18 protein-coding genes and 1 pseudogene are annotated in these 22,299 nt (G+C 61.6%); 9 read left to right on the top strand and 10 right to left on the bottom strand.

The features are described 5' to 3' along the window. From Q7T26_06350 to Q7T26_06340, 3 genes are all read right to left on the bottom strand, one after another. On the bottom strand, positions 1–656 hold a 656-nt coding region (locus tag Q7T26_06350), incomplete at its 3' end, for a hypothetical protein (protein ID MDO8531772.1). Between the two features lie 154 nt (positions 657–810). Next, the gene (locus tag Q7T26_06345; GenBank protein MDO8531771.1) at positions 811–1,707 is read right to left on the bottom strand and encodes an ABC transporter permease; all 897 of its coding nucleotides are present in this window, start codon (positions 1,705–1,707) and stop codon (positions 811–813) included. 9 nt (positions 1,708–1,716) lie between these two features. After that, positions 1,717–2,676, bottom strand: coding sequence for an ABC transporter permease (locus Q7T26_06340; protein MDO8531770.1), 960 nt, complete (start codon positions 2,674–2,676; stop codon positions 1,717–1,719). A 223-nt stretch (positions 2,677–2,899) separates the two neighbouring features. Between Q7T26_06340 and Q7T26_06335 the strand changes: the two genes are divergently transcribed. The 5 genes from Q7T26_06335 (at position 2,900) to Q7T26_06315 (ending at position 8,616) form a co-directional block, all read left to right on the top strand. Then, positions 2,900–5,014, top strand: coding sequence for an ATP-dependent helicase (locus Q7T26_06335; protein MDO8531769.1), 2,115 nt, complete (start codon positions 2,900–2,902; stop codon positions 5,012–5,014). An 820-nt stretch (positions 5,015–5,834) separates the two neighbouring features. Next, on the top strand, positions 5,835–6,146 hold the full coding sequence (locus tag Q7T26_06330; protein MDO8531768.1) for a hypothetical protein: 312 nt from the start codon (positions 5,835–5,837) through the stop codon (positions 6,144–6,146). Between the two features lie 60 nt (positions 6,147–6,206). Then, complete coding sequence (locus Q7T26_06325; GenBank protein MDO8531767.1) at positions 6,207–6,389, top strand: hypothetical protein; 183 nt, start codon at positions 6,207–6,209, stop codon at positions 6,387–6,389. A 9-nt stretch (positions 6,390–6,398) separates the two neighbouring features. Then, positions 6,399–7,541 carry a hypothetical protein gene (locus Q7T26_06320; protein ID MDO8531766.1) on the top strand — a complete coding sequence of 381 codons (1,143 nt, stop codon included), beginning with the start codon at positions 6,399–6,401 and terminating at the stop codon, positions 7,539–7,541. Positions 7,542–7,572: 31 nt separating this feature from the next. Further along, positions 7,573–8,616, top strand: coding sequence for a 2-dehydropantoate 2-reductase (locus Q7T26_06315; protein ID MDO8531765.1), 1,044 nt, complete (start codon positions 7,573–7,575; stop codon positions 8,614–8,616). Positions 8,617–8,909: 293 nt separating this feature from the next. Here Q7T26_06315 and Q7T26_06310 read toward each other — a convergent pair whose 3' ends face one another. From Q7T26_06310 to Q7T26_06295, 4 genes are all read right to left on the bottom strand, one after another. Further along, positions 8,910–9,563: a hypothetical protein gene (locus Q7T26_06310; protein MDO8531764.1), complete on the bottom strand. Its 654-nt coding sequence runs from the start codon at positions 9,561–9,563 to the stop codon at positions 8,910–8,912. Between the two features lie 138 nt (positions 9,564–9,701). Then, the gene (locus Q7T26_06305; protein ID MDO8531763.1) at positions 9,702–10,595 is read right to left on the bottom strand and encodes an ABC transporter permease; all 894 of its coding nucleotides are present in this window, start codon (positions 10,593–10,595) and stop codon (positions 9,702–9,704) included. Between the two features lie 16 nt (positions 10,596–10,611). Next, entirely contained in the window at positions 10,612–11,565 is a 954-nt protein-coding gene (locus Q7T26_06300) for an ABC transporter permease (GenBank protein MDO8531762.1), read from the bottom strand. A 91-nt stretch (positions 11,566–11,656) separates the two neighbouring features. After that, positions 11,657–13,399, bottom strand: coding sequence for an ABC transporter substrate-binding protein (locus Q7T26_06295; protein MDO8531761.1), 1,743 nt, complete (start codon positions 13,397–13,399; stop codon positions 11,657–11,659). A gap of 218 nt (positions 13,400–13,617) precedes the next feature. Between Q7T26_06295 and Q7T26_06290 the strand changes: the two genes are divergently transcribed. Further along, entirely contained in the window at positions 13,618–14,631 is a 1,014-nt protein-coding gene (locus tag Q7T26_06290; GenBank protein ID MDO8531760.1) for an LLM class flavin-dependent oxidoreductase, read from the top strand. 23 nt (positions 14,632–14,654) lie between these two features. Here the strand turns inward: Q7T26_06290 and Q7T26_06285 are convergent, their stop codons facing one another. From Q7T26_06285 to Q7T26_06275, 3 genes are all read right to left on the bottom strand, one after another. Beyond that, positions 14,655–15,521, bottom strand: a complete 867-nt coding sequence (locus tag Q7T26_06285) for an aminotransferase class IV (GenBank protein MDO8531759.1) — start codon at positions 15,519–15,521, stop codon at positions 14,655–14,657. Further along, on the bottom strand, positions 15,514–16,929 hold the full coding sequence (gene pabB / locus Q7T26_06280) for an aminodeoxychorismate synthase, component I (protein ID MDO8531758.1): 1,416 nt from the start codon (positions 16,927–16,929) through the stop codon (positions 15,514–15,516). The genes Q7T26_06285 and pabB overlap by 8 nt, the downstream gene beginning before the upstream one ends. 211 nt (positions 16,930–17,140) lie before the next feature. Next, positions 17,141–17,905: a cyclic nucleotide-binding domain-containing protein gene (locus tag Q7T26_06275; protein MDO8531757.1), complete on the bottom strand. Its 765-nt coding sequence runs from the start codon at positions 17,903–17,905 to the stop codon at positions 17,141–17,143. 274 nt (positions 17,906–18,179) lie between these two features. Here Q7T26_06275 and Q7T26_06270 point away from each other — a divergent pair. The 3 genes and pseudogenes from Q7T26_06270 (at position 18,180) to Q7T26_06260 (ending at position 22,024) form a co-directional block, all read left to right on the top strand. Beyond that, positions 18,180–18,470: pseudogene (locus Q7T26_06270) on the top strand (cytochrome c biogenesis protein CcdA). A 402-nt stretch (positions 18,471–18,872) separates the two neighbouring features. Then, positions 18,873–21,032 (top strand): serine protease, encoded by a 2,160-nt coding sequence (locus Q7T26_06265; GenBank protein ID MDO8531756.1) that lies wholly within the window; start codon positions 18,873–18,875, stop codon positions 21,030–21,032. Between the two features lie 389 nt (positions 21,033–21,421). Further along, positions 21,422–22,024: an NYN domain-containing protein gene (locus tag Q7T26_06260; protein ID MDO8531755.1), complete on the top strand. Its 603-nt coding sequence runs from the start codon at positions 21,422–21,424 to the stop codon at positions 22,022–22,024. Positions 22,025–22,299: the final 275 nt, after the last annotated feature.

Genomic DNA, 22,299 nt, shown 5'->3' with positions numbered 1-22,299 from the left:
GAACTGGCGCTCATCGCCAGGAGCGGCAGGCCCTCCAGCTTGCCGGTCTTGTCGTCATAGAGGAAGCCCATGGCGAACTCGCCCGGGGCCAGCTTCACCGGCACGGTCATCTTCATCATCTCGTTGGAATACGCGCCGCCGTTGTCCACCGTAATGAGCGGTGAGACGGCCTTGAAGTCCTTGAAGGTGGCGCCGGTCACGGGAGCGTAGGAAACCTTGAAGGTGCGCTTGTCTGGATATGCGTTGGCCGGTACGGTCACCTTCAGACCATTCACGGAGTCACCGGGGCGGGTGTACTCGATCTGCCCGCCGGCCGGGGGCACCTCCGTCGAGGCTACGGTGACGGTCTGACCAACGGAAATCTTGCCCGTGACAGGCTCGCCCGTGCCCGATGGCGGCGGCGGTGGCTTGGGCGGGCGGGAAACGGGCCAGGAGGGCAAGGGATCGTTCGCCGCGGGCACGCCGAGCACTGCCGGTCCAGAACGTGCCGGAGCGGGGGCAGGCGACGCAGAGGGCGCAGTGGGCGCGGCGGCTGAAGGAGCCTGCGATGTGGGAGCGCCCGGAGCTGACTGCGCGGCGGGGCTGGCGGCCTGGCCGCACGCGGCGAGAGCAAGAGTCAGCAGAGACGAGAGGATGGCCAGAAGGGCGAGTCGCATGGTAACCCCCTGCAATGGAGGCCGCCGCGTCTCCAGTCAACGCACGGCCTTCATCGGAAGAATAGGCGGATTGCGCCCCCCCCTCTTATCCGCCTCGAGGCCAGTATACTACAAGTCCGTCGTCGCCCAAAGCGGACGGTGGCCCCGCGAAGCCCTAGCTGCCGCGCAGGCGCGGGTCCAGCACATCGCGGAGGGCGTCGCCGAAAAGATTCACGCCGAACACGGCGACGCTCAGCGCGATACCAGGGAAAATAGCCATCCACGGGGCCTTGTTCAGATACTCCCGCCCACCCTCGGCGAGCATGGTGCCCCAGGACACGAACGGAGGAGGAGGGCCGAGGCCCAGGAAGCTCAGGCTGGCCTCCACGATGACAGCCCAGCCCAGGGCGGTTGTCGCCACGATGATGAACGGGGCCAGAGAGTTGGGCAGAACGTGCCGCCACAGAATGCGCCAGTTGCCGGAACCCATGGCCCGCGCGGCGGTGATGTACTCATGCGCCTTGATGGACAGCACGCTGGAGCGGACGACGCGCGCCGCCTGGGGCAGCAGAACGATCGCAATCGCAATGATGATGTTGCCCGCGGACGGACCGAGCACGGCCACGACCATCAGCGCGAGCACCAGCGTGGGGAATGCGAGCAGGGCGTCCATGCATCGCTGCACCGTCATGTCCGTAGCGCCGCCAAAGTAGCCGCTCACCAGTCCCAGCAGCCCGCCCACCACCGTTCCCAGGGCTACGGACAGAACGCCCACCAAGATGGACAGCTGAGAGCCCCAGATGACCCGACTGAGCACATCGCGGCCCATGTTATCGGTCCCCATCGTGTATATGCCGCCAGGCGCGAGGAACGTGGCGCGCCGGTGCAACTCAAAAGGGTCAAAGGGGGCAAGCACGGGCGACAGGAGGGCCGCCAGCGTGACACAGGCCACCAGAAGCGCCCCCACGGCGCCCAGTGGCTTGGCCCGGCAGAACGCCCACAGGGCGGCGGGCCAGGAAGACCGCGCCCGCGCCGGCAGGTCAGGGTACGCTACCTGTTCATGCGCCTCCACGCTCGCCTCCTAACTGTAACGGACGCGCGGGTCGAGCCAGGCGTACAAGACGTCAACCAGCAGGTTGATGACCAGGAACCATACGGACAGGAGCAGTACGATGGACTGGATCATCGTGTAGTCCCGCTCGCGGATGGACTCAATGAGGTTAACTCCCATGCCCGGAAGGGCGAAGATGGTCTCCATGATGATGGCGCCGCCCAAAAGATGCCCAAACTGGACGCCCACGATGGTGACGACCGGGAGCAGCCCGTTCCGCACCACATGTCGCAGCACCACCAGCCGCTCCGACAGGCCCTTGGACCACGCGGTGCGCACGTAGTCCTGGCGCAGCACCTCCAGCATGCAGGAGCGAGTCATGCGCGTCACCCCCGCCGACATGTAATACCCCAGGATAAGCGCGGGCCAGACCATCTGGAGCATGTTCGCGCCGGGGTCCTGGGCCAGGGAGACATAGGCCAGGGGGGGCATCCAATTCAGAACGTAGACGAAAAACAGCAGCAGCAGAATAGCCGTCCAGAACGTGGGCATGGACAGCCCGCCGATGCTGACCACGCGGACAACGTAGTCCATCCAGGTGTTCTGGCGCACCGCGCTCAGGATGCCCGCGGGCAGGGAGATGAGCAGGGCAACCAGCAGGCTGATGACCGCAAGCTCCAGCGTCACGGGAAGCCGCAGCGCGATGATCTGGAATGCGGGCTCTCCTGTCCTCATGGAGGCGCCCCCGTTCAGACGGACCACGCTCGCCATCCACGTCAGGTATTGCTCCCCTAGCGGCCGGTCGGTCCCCAACTGGCGGCGCACCTCGGCGAGCGCCTCCGGCGTGACGACGCCCTCGCCCGAGGTCCCCGTAAGGCGCAGCACAGCCACGTCTCCTGGAATAACCCGCAGCACCAGGAACACAAAGATGGACACCGCGAGAAGCACCGGTATGAACAGGAGCACCCGGTTGGCCAAATAGGACGCCATGCCGCTCTCCAACCAGCGTCAAGGATGTCAATTCAAGCTGATAGTATAGCCTATCTTCGTCGGCATGTCAGCAGGCCGGCCTGCGCTAGGGCGACGTGGCGGAGCGTGCGTTTCAGCATCAGAAGGCATCTTTGCAAGCCCATCTTATGTGCCTATAATACTGCGAAGGTATGGGTGGAAGAAAAGCCAGGGGAGCATGCCATTCCGGATAGGCGGTGATGTGATGCAGAAACGTGGAGAAGAAGGAAAGAGCGAGGCCGTAAGTCATATTTACACAGATTTGGCATTTAGTCTTGATATTGACGTTCGAGATGATGTTGAACGGGAACTGCGCCGGCGTCTTGCAGAAACCCCTATCGACACACGGGATGCCCTTAAACCCTTTGTACCTGAGGCAGATGAGTTTCAGCAACGCGTCATCGAGGCACGTGAAACAACCATACGTGTTGTAGCACCAGCAGGTTCGGGAAAGACCCAGACGGTAATAAATCGAGTCTTATCACGTGTCAGAGATGGTCTTAATCCAGAACGTGTCCTTATCCTAACATTTGATAACGCGGCCGGCATTGCTCTTAGGCAGAAAGCCGAGGAACAACTGACGAAGTTGGCAATTAGGCGCCAAGACTTGAAGATAACAACGCTTAACGCGTTCGGCTATGGGATATTACGTAAGTATTTTCCAAGAGAATTCAAGCCTGTAATCCCTGCTTTCCGGCAGAGGAGATTGCTTCGTGAAGTAAAAGAGGCTTTAAGAGAGAAGAGCACGGATCGGTTCGCTAGTCTGCCTTCAAACGTGGCGGACCGGTTCTACATTGAGTTTTTCAGTCTGCTCAAGAACGAGTTGTTTGATCCAAGAAGTCCGGGTCCGCAGCGACTTGCTGATTTCATACTCAAGAGTCCCCAAGCAACCCCGTTTTTTAATTCCTCGATGAATAAAGGTCTGGTCGTGAAGGTACTCCAAGCCCTTATATGGTTATATATGGCGTATGAGAGAACATTGCAAAGAGAGCGACTTCTTGATTTTGATGACCAGAAACTTAGGCCATTTCTCTGTCTGACGGGCGACGCGCAGACGCTCAGCGCCTTGCAGAGCCAATTCTCGGAAATTATTGTGGATGAATTTCAGGATATTAATCGTCTCGACTTCGAATTCATCAAGGCTCTTGCCGAGAGAGCATCCCTGTTGGTTTTTGGCGACGATGACCAGGCCATCTATGGTTTCCGTGGATGTACTCCTGAGTTCATAATCAATTTGGACAAGCACCTAAAGGCACGACCAGTGGCCTCTTACGAATTGCAAGTTAATTATCGATGTCCCCCAAATGTTATCGCGCATGCTGATAAACTTATACGCAACAATAAACAGAGAATTGCGAAAGAACCACTCCCATATAGGAAGGAGCCTTCCGATATCAAAATTATTGCCACGCTTTCTGCGGGTATTGAGGCTAAGACCATAGTATCCTTTATCAAGCAAGTTAAATTGGCAAATCCAGTACTCAATCATAAGGACTTTGCTGTTTTATATCGTACTAATGCCCAAAGCCTTCCTATCCAATTTGAATTCATTATGAATAATTTGCCCTATCATGTGAGGGATGAGGATAACATTTTGTCTAATGAACTGTTGGAGCGTCTTCTCGGTGTGCTTAGGGTCAAATTAGCTCTTCTTGCTGGACAAGCGGCGAGTGCGCGTGATTCGCTGCTGGCTGTCCGCTCCTATTTCCGCTATATCGGTGGACACGAGGCGGATAGGCTTGAGCAACTGTTTGGCAACCGCACCAATTTTCTAGGCGCAATCTCGTCCGAAGACTTTTACGGTATTCTGCCAAAGGCGAGACAGAGTCATTTGGGCACCGCTTTGACCGAGATGCTTGAGGCCTCTTCCTTGCTGGATACTTTAGATGTATTAGCTCGGCGGTTTAATGGGCTTCAAGGCATGATCGGGAGCCTAGAGGATGTGTTAGAGGATAAAGTACCACTAGGAGAGATCTATGAACTTGCGGCTAACTTCAGTGGCAATATACGTGATTTTGTAAAAACTACGGAAGGTGCATTAAACAAAGCACGAGCATCAGGTGCAGGCAGAGATGAAGATGCCGGAGTGAGATTGCTTACGTACTTCAAGGCTAAAGGACTACAATGGCACACTGTTGTGTTAATGACATGCAACGAGGGCATAATTCCCCATAGGAGAGCTCCTCTTGAGGATGAGCGGCGCCTGTTCTACGTGGCTATGACACGGGCGTCGTCCAATCTCGTGATTTCCTACGTCAATAACGTTTGCAAGGCAAATGTACAGCCGAGTCGTTTCCTATCGGAAGCTGGGTTGCTGTAACAAATGAGCTATCGCCGTAGATGCAAAAAATGTGGCCGCTTTATTAACTTGCGGCGCATGCCGGGAGGGCAGTGGGTGGCATTCGAAGGCTATGAGACAATCCATGATTGCAGTACAGCAGTGTCGTCTCCGCCTCCCCACGTTAGCCAACAGTCCCGTTCTCCAGAACGGGAGAGAAAGCCCTACGAGGGCTTGGAGTTTCCCGACATAGAAACGTCGAGGGGAAGCGTGGTACAGGAGTCCCCCAGTGTTCATGAACTCGTCGCGCTGGCCAAGCGTGAACACAAGGTGCTATTCATAACGTATAAGTCCAGACGTAAGGGCTATGAAGAGCTTAGCCACAGAGAGATCGAAGTCATAGACATAAATGACCGCTATTGCTATGCATACTGTCGCCTTAGGCAGGACTTCAGGCGTTTTCTAATACGAAATATCCAGTTTGTAAGACTCACCACCGAGCCGTTCGACCCTCGCGCTGTCCCGTACGGAGCCTTCTTTGGCCGATCTTCCCCTACGCCTGCTCCGAGTTTTCAACCTTCCGGATCCTCGCGAGGTGAGCAAGCCAACAATAATCTCTATCGTCCGGCTCAAAACGCAGCTAACTACACTTGGATTTGGTGGGGTTTAGGTTTAGTAATGGCGCTCTTCTTACTGTGGCGTTGTAGCCGATAGGTCAATCAGATACATCTTGCCGCCGACCGCACGTATCGGCTCTTGACAGAAGCGAACGCAGACACGTATAGTCGGAACGTGCGCGCCATGCCGCCCGTGAGGGATGGCGCACGGGCCTTTGACCTTTCTCAACCAAGGAGGGAGCACTATGGCCAACCACTTCGCCCTGTTCCGCGACCCGACGGCCCCGACCCACAAGGCGCAGCGCAAGACCAACCCGCTGCCCACCAACCTGAAGGGGAAGACGGTCGCATTCCTGAACAACGACGGGTCCGGATTGGGTGTCCGCATCCAGGACTTCTACAACCAGATGGAGCGCGTCCTCAAGGAGCGCTATGGCGTTACTCAGGTCTTCCACCGGGAGAAGTTCCGCACCATGACCGGCCAGGGCGCGCCGGACGAGCTCGTCAAGGAGCTGGCGTCCAGGGCGGACCTGGTCATCAACGGTATGGGCGTCTGAGGCTCCTGCACCACGTGGTGTATCCACGACGGCGTATCCCTTGAGAAGGCTGGCGCGGCCGTGATAAGCCTCAACTCCGCGCCTTTCTCCGCACTCGGACGCTCCACGGCCAGGACCATGGGCATCGAGAAGCTCGCCATCATCGAGGTCCCCTGGCCCCTGAACTCGAAGGACGCGCCGCGGACGGTGGACAGGATAGCGCAGATGCTCCAGCACCCCATCGAAACAAAGCCAGTCAAATAGGAGTCCCTGATGACCGTGAACGCACGCCTCACATCCGCCACCCACCGCGTGGAGGCCGCCGACCAGGAGCTGAACGTCGAGGCCACCTTTGAGTCCTTCTACGACAAGGGCTGGACGGACGGCCTGCCGATCATTCCGCCCACCGACGAGCGCATTGCGCGGATGCTGGAATACACCGACCGCAAGCCCGACGACGTGCTCTGCGAGTTGGCGACATCCTACGCCGACGCGACTGTCGAGAAGGTGGCCATCAACGCCGTCATGGCGGGATGCCGTCCGGAGTACTTCCCCGTCGTCGTCGCGATGACCCAGGCGCTGGGCGAGAAGGAATTCAACCTGCACGGCATTCAGGGGACGACCAATCCGGTGACGCCGTTCGTGCTCGTGAACGGCCCCATCTCCCGCGAGATCGGCATGAACGCCGGCGCCGGCTGCCTCGGACCGGGCTGGCGGGCCAACGCCACCATTGGCCGCGCCGCGCGCCTGCTGCTGCTGAACGTCGGCGGCGGAGCGCCAGGCACCACCGACAGGGCCACCCACGGCTTTCCCGGCAAGTACAACTTCTGCTCCGCCGAGAACGAACTGGAAAGCCCCTGGGAGCCGTTCCACGTGGAACGCGGCTTCCCCAAAGAGAGCAGCACGGTGACCGTGGACGGCGCGTCAGGCACGCACAACGTCATCACCGTGCCGGAGTGCGGCGGCAGCCCCGTGACGGAGGGCGAAGAGATACTCTACTTCATGGGAGAATCGGCGTACGGCATGGGGACCAACATCTGGATGATGGGCTTCGGCGAGCCGATGCTCGTGTTCCCACCGGAGTCGGCGCAGATATTGCACCGCGACGGCTTCGACAAGCCGCAGATACGCCAATATATGTTCGATGTCACCACGCGCACCTACGACACGCTCGCGCCGTGGGTCATCGAGCGCATGGCGAAGCGGCGGCAGGTGGACCCGAAGAAGGTTGACCGGCTCACGCTCGTCCAGAGGCCAGAGGACTTCCTCATCGTGTGCATGGGCGGGCTGCTCCCCGCGCAAGGTATCTACATTCCCACGTTCGCCACCACCAAGTCCGTCACCAAGCCCATCGCGCTGAAGAACGGGACGCACGCCAGGTCGGTGGAGGACTTCAAGAAGGCCGCGGGGTCGTAGGCGAGCCGCCGATGGCACGCGAGAAGCCCTGATGAAGATCGTAATCGTGGGCGCGGGCGCAATTGGCAGCGGCGTGGGCGCGTTGCTGCACCAGGCGGGGCTTGACGTCACGCTGGTGGGGAGACCAGCCCACGTAGCGGCCATCAATCAGCGCGGCCTGATTATGGACGACGTCCGCCCGGAGGCGCGGCGCAAGGTGGCCCTCCGCATTCCCGCCGCGGAACGGCTCACCTTCACGCCCGACATCCTCGTCGTCGCCACCAAGGCCCAGGACGTGGCCGAGGCCTGCCGGGAATCGCTGCCGTACGCGCGCGGCGTGCCCGCCGTGATGATGCAGAACGGCATCAGCGGCGACGCCATCGCTGGCGACATCCTGGGCCGGGAGAACATCATCGGGTGCATCGTGCGCTTCGGCATGGTGTACCTTGAGCCCGGCGTCATCGTCCGGCACAGCGCGGGCCGGCTGCTCATCGGCCAGTCGTTCCAGCCCAACGGGCCGGTCACGCGGCGCGTCGCGGAGACGCTCAACGCCGGCATTCAGACAAAGCTGACGGACAACATCGTCGGCGCGCGGTGGACCAAGCTGCTCTACAACGTCCAGGCCGCCGTGCAGGCCGCGACGGGACTCTCCATGCAGGAGTGCGGCAAACGCAAGGACATGGTCGTTCTGGGCATGGCGCTGGTCCAGGAGACGGCGCGCGTCGCGGAGGCCGCAGGCGTTCGGCTGGCGCCCGTGGAGGGCATTCCGCTGGAGGCCGTGGCGGCCCTCGAAAAGCTGCCGCCCATGACCCAGCAGCCAGACATCCCGAAGGAGTTGTCCCAACTGTGTGTCTTCATCGGCGGCCACTCGCCCATGAGCTCCACCCTGCAAAGCCGCAAGCGAGGCAAGAGCACGGAGGTGGACTTCCTGAACGGCGACGTGGTCAAGGCCGCCCGCGCGGCGGGGACGTCCGCGCCGCTCAACGAGGCCATCGTGCGGCTCATCCACACGCTGGAAAAAACGGGCGGCTACGTGACTCCGGAGGAGCTATGGTCGGTGCTGGTGGGAGAGAGGCCCGCGGCGCTCTCTGGCTAGAGCTTATTCCCAAATGAGCTTGCGACCCCCGAATACGCCGCTTATGAGGGCATCGGGGACCAGGACACGAGACACGAGACACGAGAGAGTCCACCATAGCATTGAGGAACGGGTACGCGGAGACGTGCACACCAATACCGTTGAATGTGTGTGGAGCCTCTTCAAGAGGTCGGTTGCCGGTTCGTATCACAAGGTCTCGGTCAAGCATCTGGACGCCTACCTCGACGAGCTAGAGTGGCGGTTCAACAACCGCGAGAATCCGTACCTGTTCAGAGACACACTCGTGAAGTTGCTCATGGCCGAGAACTTGCCGTACCGTGACCTAATAGCAGAGCCTTCACCTGTCGTAATTTGAGTAGCTGTCGGTCAACTATAACTCTTAGCGCTGCCGTATTGTTCGGCCAGCCTACATACATCATGATTTCACCTTCCGTCATTTTGACACGGTCTGGAATCAAGACTTGTGCATATTCAGGTATCGCCTCCCATGCCCACTCCTGAATCCACTCAAAATACCGATTCACACTTTGGCTTTCCTGTCCTGGGTCATGGTTGCCTACCCATAGCGATTCTCTGGAATGAGTCAACTTGTCAATATACTCGTCAATCTGAGCAACAAATTTCGTGGTTTCCTCTTCACTGTAAACTTTCGTTTGTGGCTTCTGTAGTGCTGGTATCGTTTGCTTTGGTACTTTGATAAAGCGAGGGGCTAGATATGTAATCGGTGCGAGCAAAAGGAGCGCAACGCCTATTACGAAGCACGCTTGTCCAAACCAGTTGAGATTAGAGCGAATGGCTTCAACAAAGGCTATGGCTAGGGCGCTTATCAAAGCAGTTCCCCCAAGCCACGCAAATGCGCCAGCGAGAAGTGTCCAAACACCGAGCGCGTCTTGCAACGTTGCAAGCCATTCCCACACGCGCTTAACCCAAACTGGAACTTTCGGCATGCGCCTATTCTACCACCTGCATCAAATACACAATCGCGAATAAACTCGGGGCCGCAGGGCGGCCCGCAATTCATTGCGGAGTGAACAAACGACTCTCGGAACAGCTTCCTGGCGGTCGCCGCCTGCCGCTCCCCGCGCTTACTGGCGCAGCCGGGGGTCCCACACGTCGCGCACGGCGTCGCCCAGCAGGTTGATGCCGAACACCGCAAGACTCAGGGCGACGCCCGGCCCCAGGCTCACCCACGGCGCGGAGCGCATAAGCTTGTAGCCCTCCTGCGCCAGCATGCTCCCCCAGGACGGGTCGGGCGGCGGCACGCCCAGCCCCAGGAACGACAGCGACGCCTCGGAGATGATCACGACGCCCACGGAGATGGTGGAGAAGACGATGTAGGGCGCCAGGCAGTTGGGCAGGACGTGGACGAAGAGCTGACGCGCCCCGGAGCAGCCCACGGCCCGCGCCGCCCTCACGTACTCCGCCTCTCGCAAAGCCAGCGCGCTCGACCGCAGCACCCGCGCCGCTCTTGGCGCGAGAACGATAGCCATCGCGATGATGACGTTCCGCAGCGATGTCCCTAGGCCGGCCATCACCGCCAGCGCCAGCACGAGGAGCGGGAACGCCACGACCACGTCCACCAGCCGCTGGATGACAAAGTCCATGCGGCCGCCTCTGAAGCCGCTGTACAGCCCCACGAGTCCGCCCAGGCTGGCCCCCAGCGCAACCGACACCACCGAGACCAACAGGGACGTGCGCGCGCCGTAGATAACGCGGCTGAGCACGTCACGTCCAAAGTGGTCTGTCCCCAGCGGGAACGCGCCGCCGGGCGCTTCGACCCGGTGCGAATAGTGGGTCTCCAAGGGGTCGTAGGGAGCGGTGACCGGGGCAAAGACGGCCACCACCGTCAATAGGAGGACTATCACCCCGCCGACTGCGCCCAGGGGCTTCGCCCGCGCGAATCGCCACGCCCCGGCCGCGGTCCTGGCGGCCCACCGCGAGGGTCTCCCGCGCAAGACCAGGTCTTCAGACAGCTCCATCACTCACAGTCCCCTGTTACTCGTACCGGATACGCGGGTCCAGGACCGCATAGAGGAGGTCTATCAGGAGGTTCACGAAGACAAACGCCCCGGTAATCAGCAAGATAAGCGTCTGGACCATAGGGTAGTCGCGGAACTGGACCGACTCGATGAGCTGGCTGCCCAGCCCCGGCACCACGAATATCTGCTCCACGATGAGCGTGCCGCCCAGGATGGTGCCGAACTGCACCCCGATGATGGTGACGACGGGCAGCATGGCGTTGATGAGGGCGTGGCGGTACAGGACCATCCGCTCCGCAAGACCCTTCGACCAGGCCGTCCTGATGTAGTCCTGGCGCAGCACCTCCAGCATGCACGACCGGGTCATGCGCGAGACGATGGCCGCGAAGTTGTAGCCGAGCACCAGCGACGGCCAGAATATCTGCTGGAGGTTCGTCCACGGCGCATCCCAGAAGGACTCGTAGCCGAGCGGCGGTATCCAGTTGAACCAGGTGGACAGCACCAGCACAACGATAGTCCCCGTCCACAGTACGGGCAGCGCCACGCCGCTGATGGAGGCAACGCGCGTCACGTTGTCAATCCATGTGTCCTGACGCACGGCGGAGATAACCCCTGTCGGAAGCCCCAGGATGACAGCGACGAGCATCGTCAGAACGGCTATCTCCAGCGTCAGCGGCGCGCGGAGAGCAATGTCCTGGATGATGGGCGCCCCCGACTTGAGGGACTTGCCGAAGTCCAGCGTCACCACGCCGCGCACCCACTCCAGGTACTGCTCGTGGAGGGGACGGTCCAGCCCCAAAGCCTTGCGGAAGTGCTCGATGTCAGAGGTCGTGGCGGAGGCGGCCCCGCCGGTCATGGTGATCTCCGCGATGTCGCCCGGCAGAACGCGCATGATGCCGAAGATGACCAGCGACACGCCGATGAGGACGGGGACGGCGACAAGGAGGCGTCGGATGATGTACTGCGCCACTGAGCCTCACCTGCGGGAAACGTTCACCGATGCGAGGCGGCGCCGCTCGCGGCTCTTCCGTCCCAAGCGGCCCCCCATCAGCAATCAGGCGCTATTTGGACAGCCACACCTGTTCAAGAATGTCTTGCCCGCGCCCGTCCGCCTTCCTGGGCCAGTTCATGACCTCCGGCGCGATCGCATCATAGCCGAAGCTCCACCCCATGCGGAGGGAGGGCAGCGTGTCCTGAATATAGCGGTCCATCTTCTCCACGACCTTCTGGCGCGCGGCGTAGTCCGAGATAACTTCTTGCTCCAGGTACAACGCCACCAGCTTCGGGTCGTCCAGGATGCCAAAGTTCACCGCGCCACCCTTCAGATGCCACAACTGCGTGTCATCGCTGGCGTCGGGGCGCAGGTCGGTGCTCTGGAGAACCATCAGGTCGTAGTCGCCGCTGCGCCCGCGTGCGAACACCACGCCCGTATCCTGAATCTCCACCGTCGCCTTGATGCCAATTGTCGAGAGCTGGTCAACAAAGAAGACCGATGCGTCCTTGAAGTCCGTTATGTCGCGTGTCAGAACAGTGGCCTGCATGCCGTTGGGGAAACCCGCGTCGGCCAGCAGCTTCTTCGCCTGGTCCCGCTCGGCCTTCTTGTTCTCCGCCCAGCCCGGCATCTTGAGCAAATCGGCCTGAGAGATTCCCGGCGGCTGGCGAAAGGTGTACATGTCTCCCAGCTCTCCGGCCCCATCAAAGAGGGAGCGCACGGCCTCCCGGCGGTCCAGCGCCAGGTTGATAGCCTGCCTGACCCGCACGTCTGTCCAGGGGGCCTTGCGCAGGTTGAACCACACCCACGGCGCCTTGCGGATGGCGTCTGGGAACATCTGCAAATCAGGCCGAATCTTCTGCATGTCCCGGTACTGCGCCGGGCTTAGCTGCACGAAGTAGTTCTGCAGCGTGTGCACGCGACCCGTCCGCAGCGCGGCGAACCGCGTCTCCACGTCCTTGACGACAAAATAAGTCACCCCGTCCAGGTAGGGCCTCCCCGGCTGCCAGAACTTCGGATTCTTGTCGAAGGTGTAGCTCGTTCCTCGCGTCGCCTTGGTGAGCGTGAACGCCCCAGTCCCCATCATGTCCGTGAGCGAGTTGGCGCCGCCCTCTACCCATGCCTTGGAGAGCATGACCAGGCTATTGAGGTTGGACAGACGGCCCATGAGCGGACCGGATGGAGCCTTGAGGCGCATCACCACTGTCGTCGCGTCGGGCGCCTCCACGGACTCCACGGGCTGAAGGCTGGCGACGTGGGCGCTGCGCACATCTTTGGGCGGATTCCGGTAGCGGTCCAAAGTGAACTTCACATCCGCGGACGTGAATTTGGAGCCGTTCTGGAAGACCACGTCATCACGCAGCTTGAACGTGTAGGTCTTCCCGTCAGGCGATACCTCCCAGCTCCTGGCCAGACGGGGGCTGAGCTTCATGGTCCCGCCCCTCTGGTCCACGATGATGAGCGAGTCATAGGGAGCACGCGAGAGGTCATACAGGTCCATCCCCACGTCCGTATTCACGTCCAGAGTCTGGGGATCGGACGAGAGGGTCATGTTCAGCCGCCCGCCAGTCCTCGGCGTGCCCGCCGCCGAGGCCGCCGGCGCAGCCGGAGCCGCAGGGACAGGCGTGGGCGTAGCGCGAGCGGGCACCGGGGCCGCGGGAGCGGCGGGCGCAGCAGGCGCCACGACTGTCGGGGCCGCTTGCGGCGCGGCTGCCGGAGCAGGAGCCGAGGCTGGCTGGGCCACAGGCGCGCAGCCCGCAGCGATAAGACTTAGCAGACCGACAAGACCAACGATGCGGCTCCAGTTTTTCATTGCCGTCCCCCTCCTACAGTACTGGATTGCGTGCCGGTTATCTCGACAGGCCGCAGACTTGCACACTGGAATGGCGCCACGGAGACGCCGGAGAACCCGACTGGAAAGACAGGAACGCTCGGAAAAACGCGTCTCGCGGGTTCTCGACGCCGTTAGTGCGGAGCATTATAGTAGTAACGGCTCCAGGCGTCAAACAGTCTGCGTGCGAGGAGATAACCGTGGCGATAAAGCTTGGCGTGAGTCTGGTGTGTGACCGAGTCCGGGAGTTCGGAGCGTGGGTCAGGACCGCGGAAGACGCGGGTTTCGACAGAGTGGGCCTGAGCGATTCACCCTCCCTGTACCCTGAGACGTACGTCACGGGGACCATCGCCGCCCTGAACTCCACACGTCTTAAGTTCGGCCCGCGGGTGACCAACCCCGTCAACCGGCACCCGTCCGTGACGGCGTCCGCCATCACCGCTATAGACGAGCTTTCGGGCGGACGCTGCTTCCTGGGCATGGGGACGGGGGACAGCGCCGTTTTCAACATTGGCCTGGCCCCCGCAACGGTCGCCCAGATGCGCGAGTACATCCTGGCGCTCAAAGCCATGTTCGCCCATGGCCGTGCCGAATACCAGGGCCGGAGCATCCTGTTCTCGTACGCGAAGCGCCAAATCCCCATTTACCTGGCCGCCTCAGGCCCGCGCACGCTGCGCCTGGCGGGCGAGATATGCGATGGCGTCGTTATCGGCTGGGGCCTGGGCCGCGAGCTGATTCCCCTGGCGATGCGCCACCTGCGAGAGGGGGCGGAAGCCGCCGGCCGCAAGGTCGAGGACATTGACGTGTGGTGGCTGATAGGCGCGAGCATCGCGGGCAACAAGCGGGAGGCGGTGGACGCTATCAAGACGCACCTGGCCGCACAGCCCAATCAGGCATTCCGCCTCGGCATTCAGAACAAGGGTATCCCCGCCGATCTGCTCCCCAAGCTCCAGAGGCTCATCGCCGAGTATGAGTTCAGCGAGCACGTCAAGCCGGGGAAAGAGCGGAAGAACGTGCGCCTGGTGGAGGAGTTGGGACTGACGGACTACCTTGCCGACCGCTTTTCGGTCGCGGGCACGCCGGAGGAGTTCGCGGACCGTGTCCAGGAGCTTGCCTCCTGGGGGGCCCGGCAGCTCTGGTTCACCATGCCCCTGCCCGACAAGCTGGGTTTCCTGAACACCGTGGGCGCCCGGGTCATTCCCCGCCTGCGCTAGACCGCGGGCCGGCGGGATGTCGGTCAGCCTCCGGCGCCCTCGCACAGACCCCGGTAGGCATGCCACAGGCGCTCCGTCACTGGCCCGACGCTCCCCTGCCCTACGGGCATGCCCGCCACGACGACCACTGGCGCGGGACCCGTCACGACGTTGGTCAGGAAGACCTCAGAGGCCGCCTCAAGGTCGGCGAGAGGCAACAGACGCTCCACGGACGGAATGCCCAGCGCTGCGGCGGCCTCCAGCACGGTGCGACGCGCAACGCCGGGGAGGACACCCTCGCTCACGGGCGGGGTCAGGAGAGTGCCGTCCCGCACGACGAACAGGTTGCTGGACGTGCCGCAGGCCAGCCGCTCCGCCGTGTTGAGGAACAGGGCATCGTCCGCGCCCGCGCGTCGGGCCTCCAGGCGCGCCAGAACGCCGTCGGTGTAGGCCAACGACTTGACGCGCGACAGGGGAGATGTGTCGTTCCTTCGGGCCGCCGCCAGCACGACGCGCAGGCCAGCGGGGGGTGACGCCGCAAGGGCGGCGCGGGGCGTCACGCGAATGACCAGGGTGGGACTGCCGTCCCCGGCGACGGCGAGACCGCGGCCCGTGTCAGTTCCTCGCGTCACCGTCAGCCGCGCAATGGAGCGCGGAAGGCCGTTCGCCCGCAGCGTCTCCTCAATCCCAGCGGCCAGGCGCGCCTCCGAGGGCAACGGAATCAGCAGGAGCGCCGCGCCCTGGCGTAACCGCTCCATGTGGTCGGCCAGACGGAAGACACGTGCGCCCACCGCCACCATCGTCTCAAAGACGCCGTCGGCCAGGGTGAAACCCCGGTCCAGGGGGCTGATCCTCGCCTCGTCCGCCGCCACCAGCCCGCCGTTCACGTACATGAACGGGCCGCTAGACATGAGTGCGCATCGCCTTCAGCAGGCCCTCCGCCTTGTCCAACGTCTCAAGGTACTCCGCCTCGGGATCAGAGTCGGCCACGATGCCTCCCCCGACCTGGAAGTGCAAGGTGTCTCCCCGCAGCGTGATAGTGCGTATGGCGATGCTCGTGTTCATGTCGCCGGTGAACGAGATGAATCCCATCGAGCCGCAATAGACGCCCCGGCGAGTCGGCTCCAGCTCTTCGATTATCTCCATAGCGCGAATCTTCGGCGCTCCGGTCACGGAGCCTCCGGGGAACGCCGCCCGGAGGAGGTCCACCGCGTCCCTGTCGTCGGACATCTCGCCGGTGATCGTGGAGACGAGGTGGAACACCGTCGGGTGCGCCTCCAGTGCGAAGAGGGATGACACCTGGACGGAGCCGACCCTGCACACCCGGCCCAGGTCGTTGCGCAGGAGGTCAACAATCATGACGTTTTCGGCCCTGTCCTTCTCGCTCGCCAGCAGCTCCCGCGCCAGGGCCGCGTCCGCCGCGGGTGTGCTTCCGCGAGGGCGGGTCCCCTTAATGGGCCGCGTTTCCACACGGCGTCCGTCCACGCGCAAGAACTGCTCCGGCGACGCGCTTAGCACCGTGAGGTCGGGAGACTGCATATAAGCCGCGAACGGGGCGGGGTTCGCCTCCCGGAGCGACTGATACAGCTCCCACGGTTGGCCGGCGAACCTGCCCTGGAAGCGCTGCGAGATGTTCACCTGGTACACGTCGCCGGCCTCCAGGTACGCCTTCACGCGACGCACCGCCGCATGGTAGGCGTCGCGGGTGAAGTTGGAGCGCAGGCCGCTCACCTCGAAGCGCGCGGGCGCCCCACAGTCCGGAGCGCGCGCAATGCGGCGACACGCCCAGTCCGCGCGCTCGTGCGCCTTACGCACGGAGCCTTCCGGCCAGCCGGTGGACACAAGGAAGGACTCGTCGGTGAGCGCGTCGTGGGCAAGCACCCAGTCGTAGAAGCCCAGGCACAGGTCAGGGTGCGCCAGATCGTCGCGCGCACGCGTCGGGATGCGTTCGATGAGTCGCCCCAGGTCGTATGCCAGATACCCCGCGGCGCCGCCCTGGAAAGGGGGCACGCCGGCCTGTTTGACGACGGAAAAGGAGCGCAGGAGGCGGCGCAGCACATCGAAGGGATTGTCCTGAAGGCGCTCGACAGCCTCGCCGGTCAGCAACTCAACCTGTCGGCCTTTGCTCCGCAGCACGAGGAATGGGTCCGCCGCGAGGTAGGAGTAGCGTCCGACCTCAGGGTAGGCGCCAGCGCTGTCCAGCAGCAGCATGTACGGCGCGTCCGCGAAGGCAGAGGCCAGTTGCGCGGGGTGCGGGATTCTGCCCAGCGCGCGCACGAGCGGGGTGACGGTTGACGGTGCATGCACAGGAGCAATCATACAAAGTCCGCGCTGCTATCTTGCCATTATACGCCCGTGACAACGCGAAGGGGACGCCGCCTCGTGGAGTCAGCGTCCCCCCAGGGAGCCTTGCGCCGCCGTGCACCGAGCGCTTCGGCGCGCCGCGCGTATCCGGCCGTGAGCCGCTTGCACGGCTCCCGCGGACAGCCAGCGCCGGGTGGGAACCAGGCTCCGCCGTACCCACGCACCGCTAGGTGCGCGTGTGCCCCATGTACTCCAGCGTCGCCTCCAGTTGGCCCGTGACTTGCTGAAGCATCGCGCGGTACCGCCGGGCAAGCACGCCCGCCGTCGCCCTGTAGACCTGCGCGCCGAGCATGGGCTGCAACTCACATATCCTGAGCAGCATCGCCCGCGGGATGGCCAGCGTCTCCACGGTCTCCATCGCTTCGGCGGTGGTTATCAGCAGAGGCGGCTCCAGAATGCTGGCCAGGGGCACGCTTTCCTTCCCCCGCACAATGCGGACTGTCAACTGGTCCCCCTCGCTCTTGGAGCTCACGCGCACTTGCCCTTTCATGATGATGAACAGATAGTCGCCGCGCGTGCCTTCGCGAGCGAGAAAGTCTCCAGCGCTGAAGGTCTTGGGCGCACATACACTCGCGATCATCCCCAACTCGTGGTCGGTAAGGCTCTGAAAGACATCCACCTCCCGCAGGAACGGAATGAGCCTGGATTGCGCCGATTTCTGTTCCATCTGTGCCTCCTCTCGCTTACCACTCGACCTGATCGGCTCTCCGACCAGCCCGGCCAAGACTCCAGCGACCTGTGTCCGGGAGTACCGGCGCGCCAGCACCGACAGGGCTCCCATTGCGAGCAGACCTCCCGCGCCCACGGCGAGCACGAGCAGCACCACCAAATACGCCTCGGACTCGGCTGTGGTGACTACCACAGCCAGCAAGCCCAGACCAAGCCATAAGGACACGTATCCTATCCGCGACCCCGAGTTTGTCCTTATCATTGCTATGCTCCTCCGCCGCATACTCACGCCATATTTTTACAATATTATACGAACAATGTCAATATCTACGCACTTTGTGAACTTTTCCACAACATTTCCGAGCATAGCTCATCGCCCTGTTCGACACACGCCGCGCCTCAGGAATAGCCCGCGTCTCGGGCGTTTTTCCGTGCGCCACACTGCGCATCAGTCCCAGGGGCCGTTTCACAAGACGATACGGAAGCCTGAAACCAAGGAGTGGAGCGCGACGTAGTCATTAGCGGCGTTCGCGGTCGGCTGGACGCCATGCGTCGGCCCCGTGCTGGCCGGCATCTTCGTGCTGGCCGGCGCCAGCGGCTCCATCACCCAGGGCGCGCTCCTGTTGGCCGCCTACTCCGCCGGCCTGATGCTGCCTTTCCTGGCGGCGGGCCTGGCCAACGGCTGGACAAGCTGGCTGCTGCGCAAGCACGGACGATGGCTGGGCACGGCTACAAAAGTCTCCGGCGTGCTGCTTGTCCTCCTCGGCATCGCGCTCTTCACGGGCCTCCTGGGGACGCTCTCCGGCTATCTGGCCCTGGGCGCGTAAGCGCACGGGGGCGGCCCTGGCCCTACACTCAAGAGACGGCGGCTCGCTCGCCGATGTCGCAAAACGCACGCTGCCCGACACGGACACGGTCTCCTTGACAAGTCGGCCTAAACAGACTACAAGTTAGGCGTTGGAGAGCGAGGTGCGGACGTGCGAAAACGACTGATGGTAGGCTTGGGCGTGGTGGCTGTGGCGATTGCGTTGCTTGGCTGCGTCGCGACGCCCCTGACATCGCTGCCCGTTCCCGCGCCCACCCCTACGACACTACTTACCGCCACCGCTGTGCCTTCGCCAACTCCAGTGCCTACTCCTACCTCTGTGCCCACACCTACCCCAGCCCCGACCCCTAGACTGGCGCTACTCCCAACACCGGAGCTCCCCTGCGCTGGCCAAGACCCGACCATGCGCATATTGCCAGCGCTGGTTGAAGTGAGGGGAAAGACGTCGAGCGCCATTGTGACTGGTACAGGCTTTATAGTTGATAGCAAGCGGGGCTATATTCTCACCGCAACCCATGTCGTAGCAAACACATATGACGATAGTCTTACTGTCACCTTTCGCAATGCCGTCACCAAGCGAGCGCGCTGGGTTGCACAGAACTCGGCGACAGACATAGCCTTACTCCAGACGGAACCAACCGCTTTCCCTGAGTTGCAATACCCAACCGGACTTGATTCCATAGTGCCCGCCATGGCTAGACGGGGGTCCTTTCCTTATGAGTTCAGAGAACTCGTCGCTGTCGGCTTTGTCGATTCTGCCTACTCAACGGCAATCGGTCGAGCGCGCAACATCACCGTGGACAACGCGGGGTGGATAATCATACAGGCCACTGGCTCCGCTAGGCCCGGCATGAGTGGCGGGCCGATGGTGAACAGGTGCGGCGAATTGATAGGAGTTCTCTCACTTGGCAGCACGGGTGGTAACTCAATGACGGCCATCTATGTGGACAGGGACTCTATCGAACGTCTCATCGCATTCGCTGCTGCTCGTCCAACACCTATTCCACCACCAACCCCCGCACCCGTACCAACTCCTTGGTTTGCCACTGCAACCTACGCCGATCCTTTTGGAAGATGGTCCATAGTCTATCCACCTTCGTGGTCACACGGCGCAGACAAAGACACATGGCACGCGGCCTACACTCCCCCAATCGTCCCTCCGTCTGATCGGGCTAGTTCAGAAGCCGAATTGTCTGTTTACCTTTACCGAGGCCTTGGAAGAGATTACACGACTTCTGAATGGGCCGAACAAGCGGAGAACCGCAGCGCTTCAACAAAATATATGGATTTCCAAGTCCTCTCACTGCAGGAAGTAAAAGTCGCAAGCCTCGTAGCTTACGAGTTGACCTATCAGGTAACATACCGAGGGCTCCTAGAAGACGGAAGGACTGACGTGACACAAAGGAGGGGAGTGCGATTGCTTCTGGTGTTTGGAGAGAATGCCTACATTGTAGAGGGAAGGGCGCGTCCAGAACTATGGATGACCTATGAAAACATGGTGCGCTCCATAATCTATACCTTCCGTCCAACCCTTGCTCCCAACCCTCCCACCTTACTGCTACCCCGACCTCCCTCCGGCTATTATGGAGAAGTGAGTCTGAATGGCAGGAATGTCCAGGACGGCACGAAGCTCGAGGTCTGGATGGACGGACAAAAGGTGGCACAAACCACCACCCAAACGTACAACGGGAAGTCAGTGTATAACGTAGATGGTGTGGGTGACTCGTCTTTGGAAGGAAGAACTGTGGAGTTCCGCCTGGGCACTTCCGTAGCCCCTCAGAAGTCGTTGTGGCGTTCAGGCAGGAATCAGCAGGTCGCGCTAATGTTCACCGCGCCAGCTACCGCGCAGGCTTTCGAACCTTCTCCGACTTCAACTCCAGCCCCCACACCGGCAGCCACGCCAACGCCCTCACCTACACCCACGCTTTTGCCGCCTCCCAAAGCAGTACCGGTACCCACGCTGGCCTATGGAGACCTGACCCAGGGAAATTCCGGTGGAGGGTACTCCTTCGCCGGGAAATCCGGAGATGTGGCCTTCATCCGAGTCACAAGAGGGACTCTCTCGGACCGCATTGATGTGAGGGTCCTCGACCCCAACGACAAACCCATCGCAAGCTCCAACTTCGTGCCTAGTGATCAATTGACGTTCATGCCTGCCCTTTCACTGACCGGGAGACACACCATTGTCGTTTCAGGATATGGCCAAGGCACATACACGTTGGCTTTGTGGAATGTGGCTGGAGGGCCAGGTACTCCGATAGCATTCGGTGACTCCCTGGTCGCCGAGGTCAGTCCTGCTGGAGACATAGATATGTTTAGTTTCGATAGGAAGGCCGGGGGTATGGCCTTCATCCGAGTCACCAGGGGGACGCTCTCAGGCCGCATTGATGTAAAGGTTTTCGACCCCAAGGGCAACTCCATTGCAGACGTCTACGGGCTCAGCGACCAGGTGATTCTGAGTTCTCCCCTTTCACTAGCGGGAAAATACAGCATCATGGTTAGTGGAGACGGCAAGGGCACAGGCACGTACACCATCACCCTGCAAGACGTGGGCTTCAAATAAGTGACGTCGCTCAGGCCCTAGATGATATCGCTGATGCTCTGGAACAGAGAGCTATGTCGAGCCTAGTTGCAGATTGCCTTTGGGACATCGAATACAAAGGACTTGATGTGTGGCTGGCCACCACGAAACTTGACCAAGCGAAGTGGGAGAAATGGAACGCGAGTCCAGCACAATCACGTGGCTTTCAACCCAGATGTCCTGAGTACGCATTCACAGTCTCCGACCACACGGGCAACGTCACAGGGCCGTAGCTCCTCGTTCATCCTTCTGGGAGAGTTACGTTAACTTGACAAACGCAACAAACCAGCCATAATAGCCAGTGAATCTTCCCCGCCGTTTATCCCTCCTGCGGGAGGGAAAACTGGCGGGGCTTGTTTTTATAAGGGTGTATGTCTAACATAGCCATCGTTTTCATTGACGCGCAGAACATGTACCGAGGGGCGAGACGCGCGTTCTTCGTGCCCACGGATGCCCACATGCTCGGTCAATTCCATCCGCGCGCCCTTGGCGAACGAGTGGCGAGTCATGGGCGTCCGGGGGACGCACGTCAGCTCGTGGAGGTCAGGACTTACAGTGGGCGTCCGGACCCGACAAGGTCCCCAAAGACCTATGCAGCGCATATGCGGCAGTGTGCCGCGTGGGAAGCGAGCGGAGTAACCGTGATTACGCGGCCTCTGCGGTACCCGGCTGCCTGGCCTGCGGAGAAAGAGCGCGAGAAGGGCATTGACGTACTTATCGCGGTTGACTTTGTGACGATGGCGCGGGATGACAGATACGAGATCGGAATTCTAGCCTCCGCCGACACGGACCTTGCGCCCGCGCTGGAGTACGTGGCGAAACACAAGAGCATGTCGAAGAGGGTTGAGGTTGTCGCATGGCGCAGCCAGTCGGCGCGGGGACGGCTGAGCGTTTCCGGCCTGAATGTCTGGTGCCATTGGCTTGACCGGACAGCCCATGACGCCGTCGCCGACCTCACGGATTACGGTTTGTAGGGCCGCGCGGGGCCTTGTGGCGGGCGCGGGACCGGACGGTCGACGCGGAGTGTTGGCCCCCCCATTTTCTCCCCGTGGCGCGCACCCCCTGTCAACAAGCCTGAGCGTTTGGCCTTCCCCCGCCGTGTTGTGGACATCGGCCCAGGGCCGGACAGGAGCCTAGAAACGCAAAATTGAGTGACGGCCCTTGAAGCTCACGGGGCGTTTTAGCTTGGGGCTGCAAGCTGGGAGAGCGCCAGAGACGCCCGGCGCGTGGTGGACTGACGACGGAGTGA

It is taken from the genome of Dehalococcoidia bacterium, assembly GCA_030648205.1.
Taxonomy (GTDB): domain Bacteria; phylum Chloroflexota; class Dehalococcoidia; order JAUSIH01; family JAUSIH01; genus JAUSIH01.
Note: the sequence above shows the minus strand (reverse complement) of the source record. Positions and strands in the feature narration are given on the sequence as shown.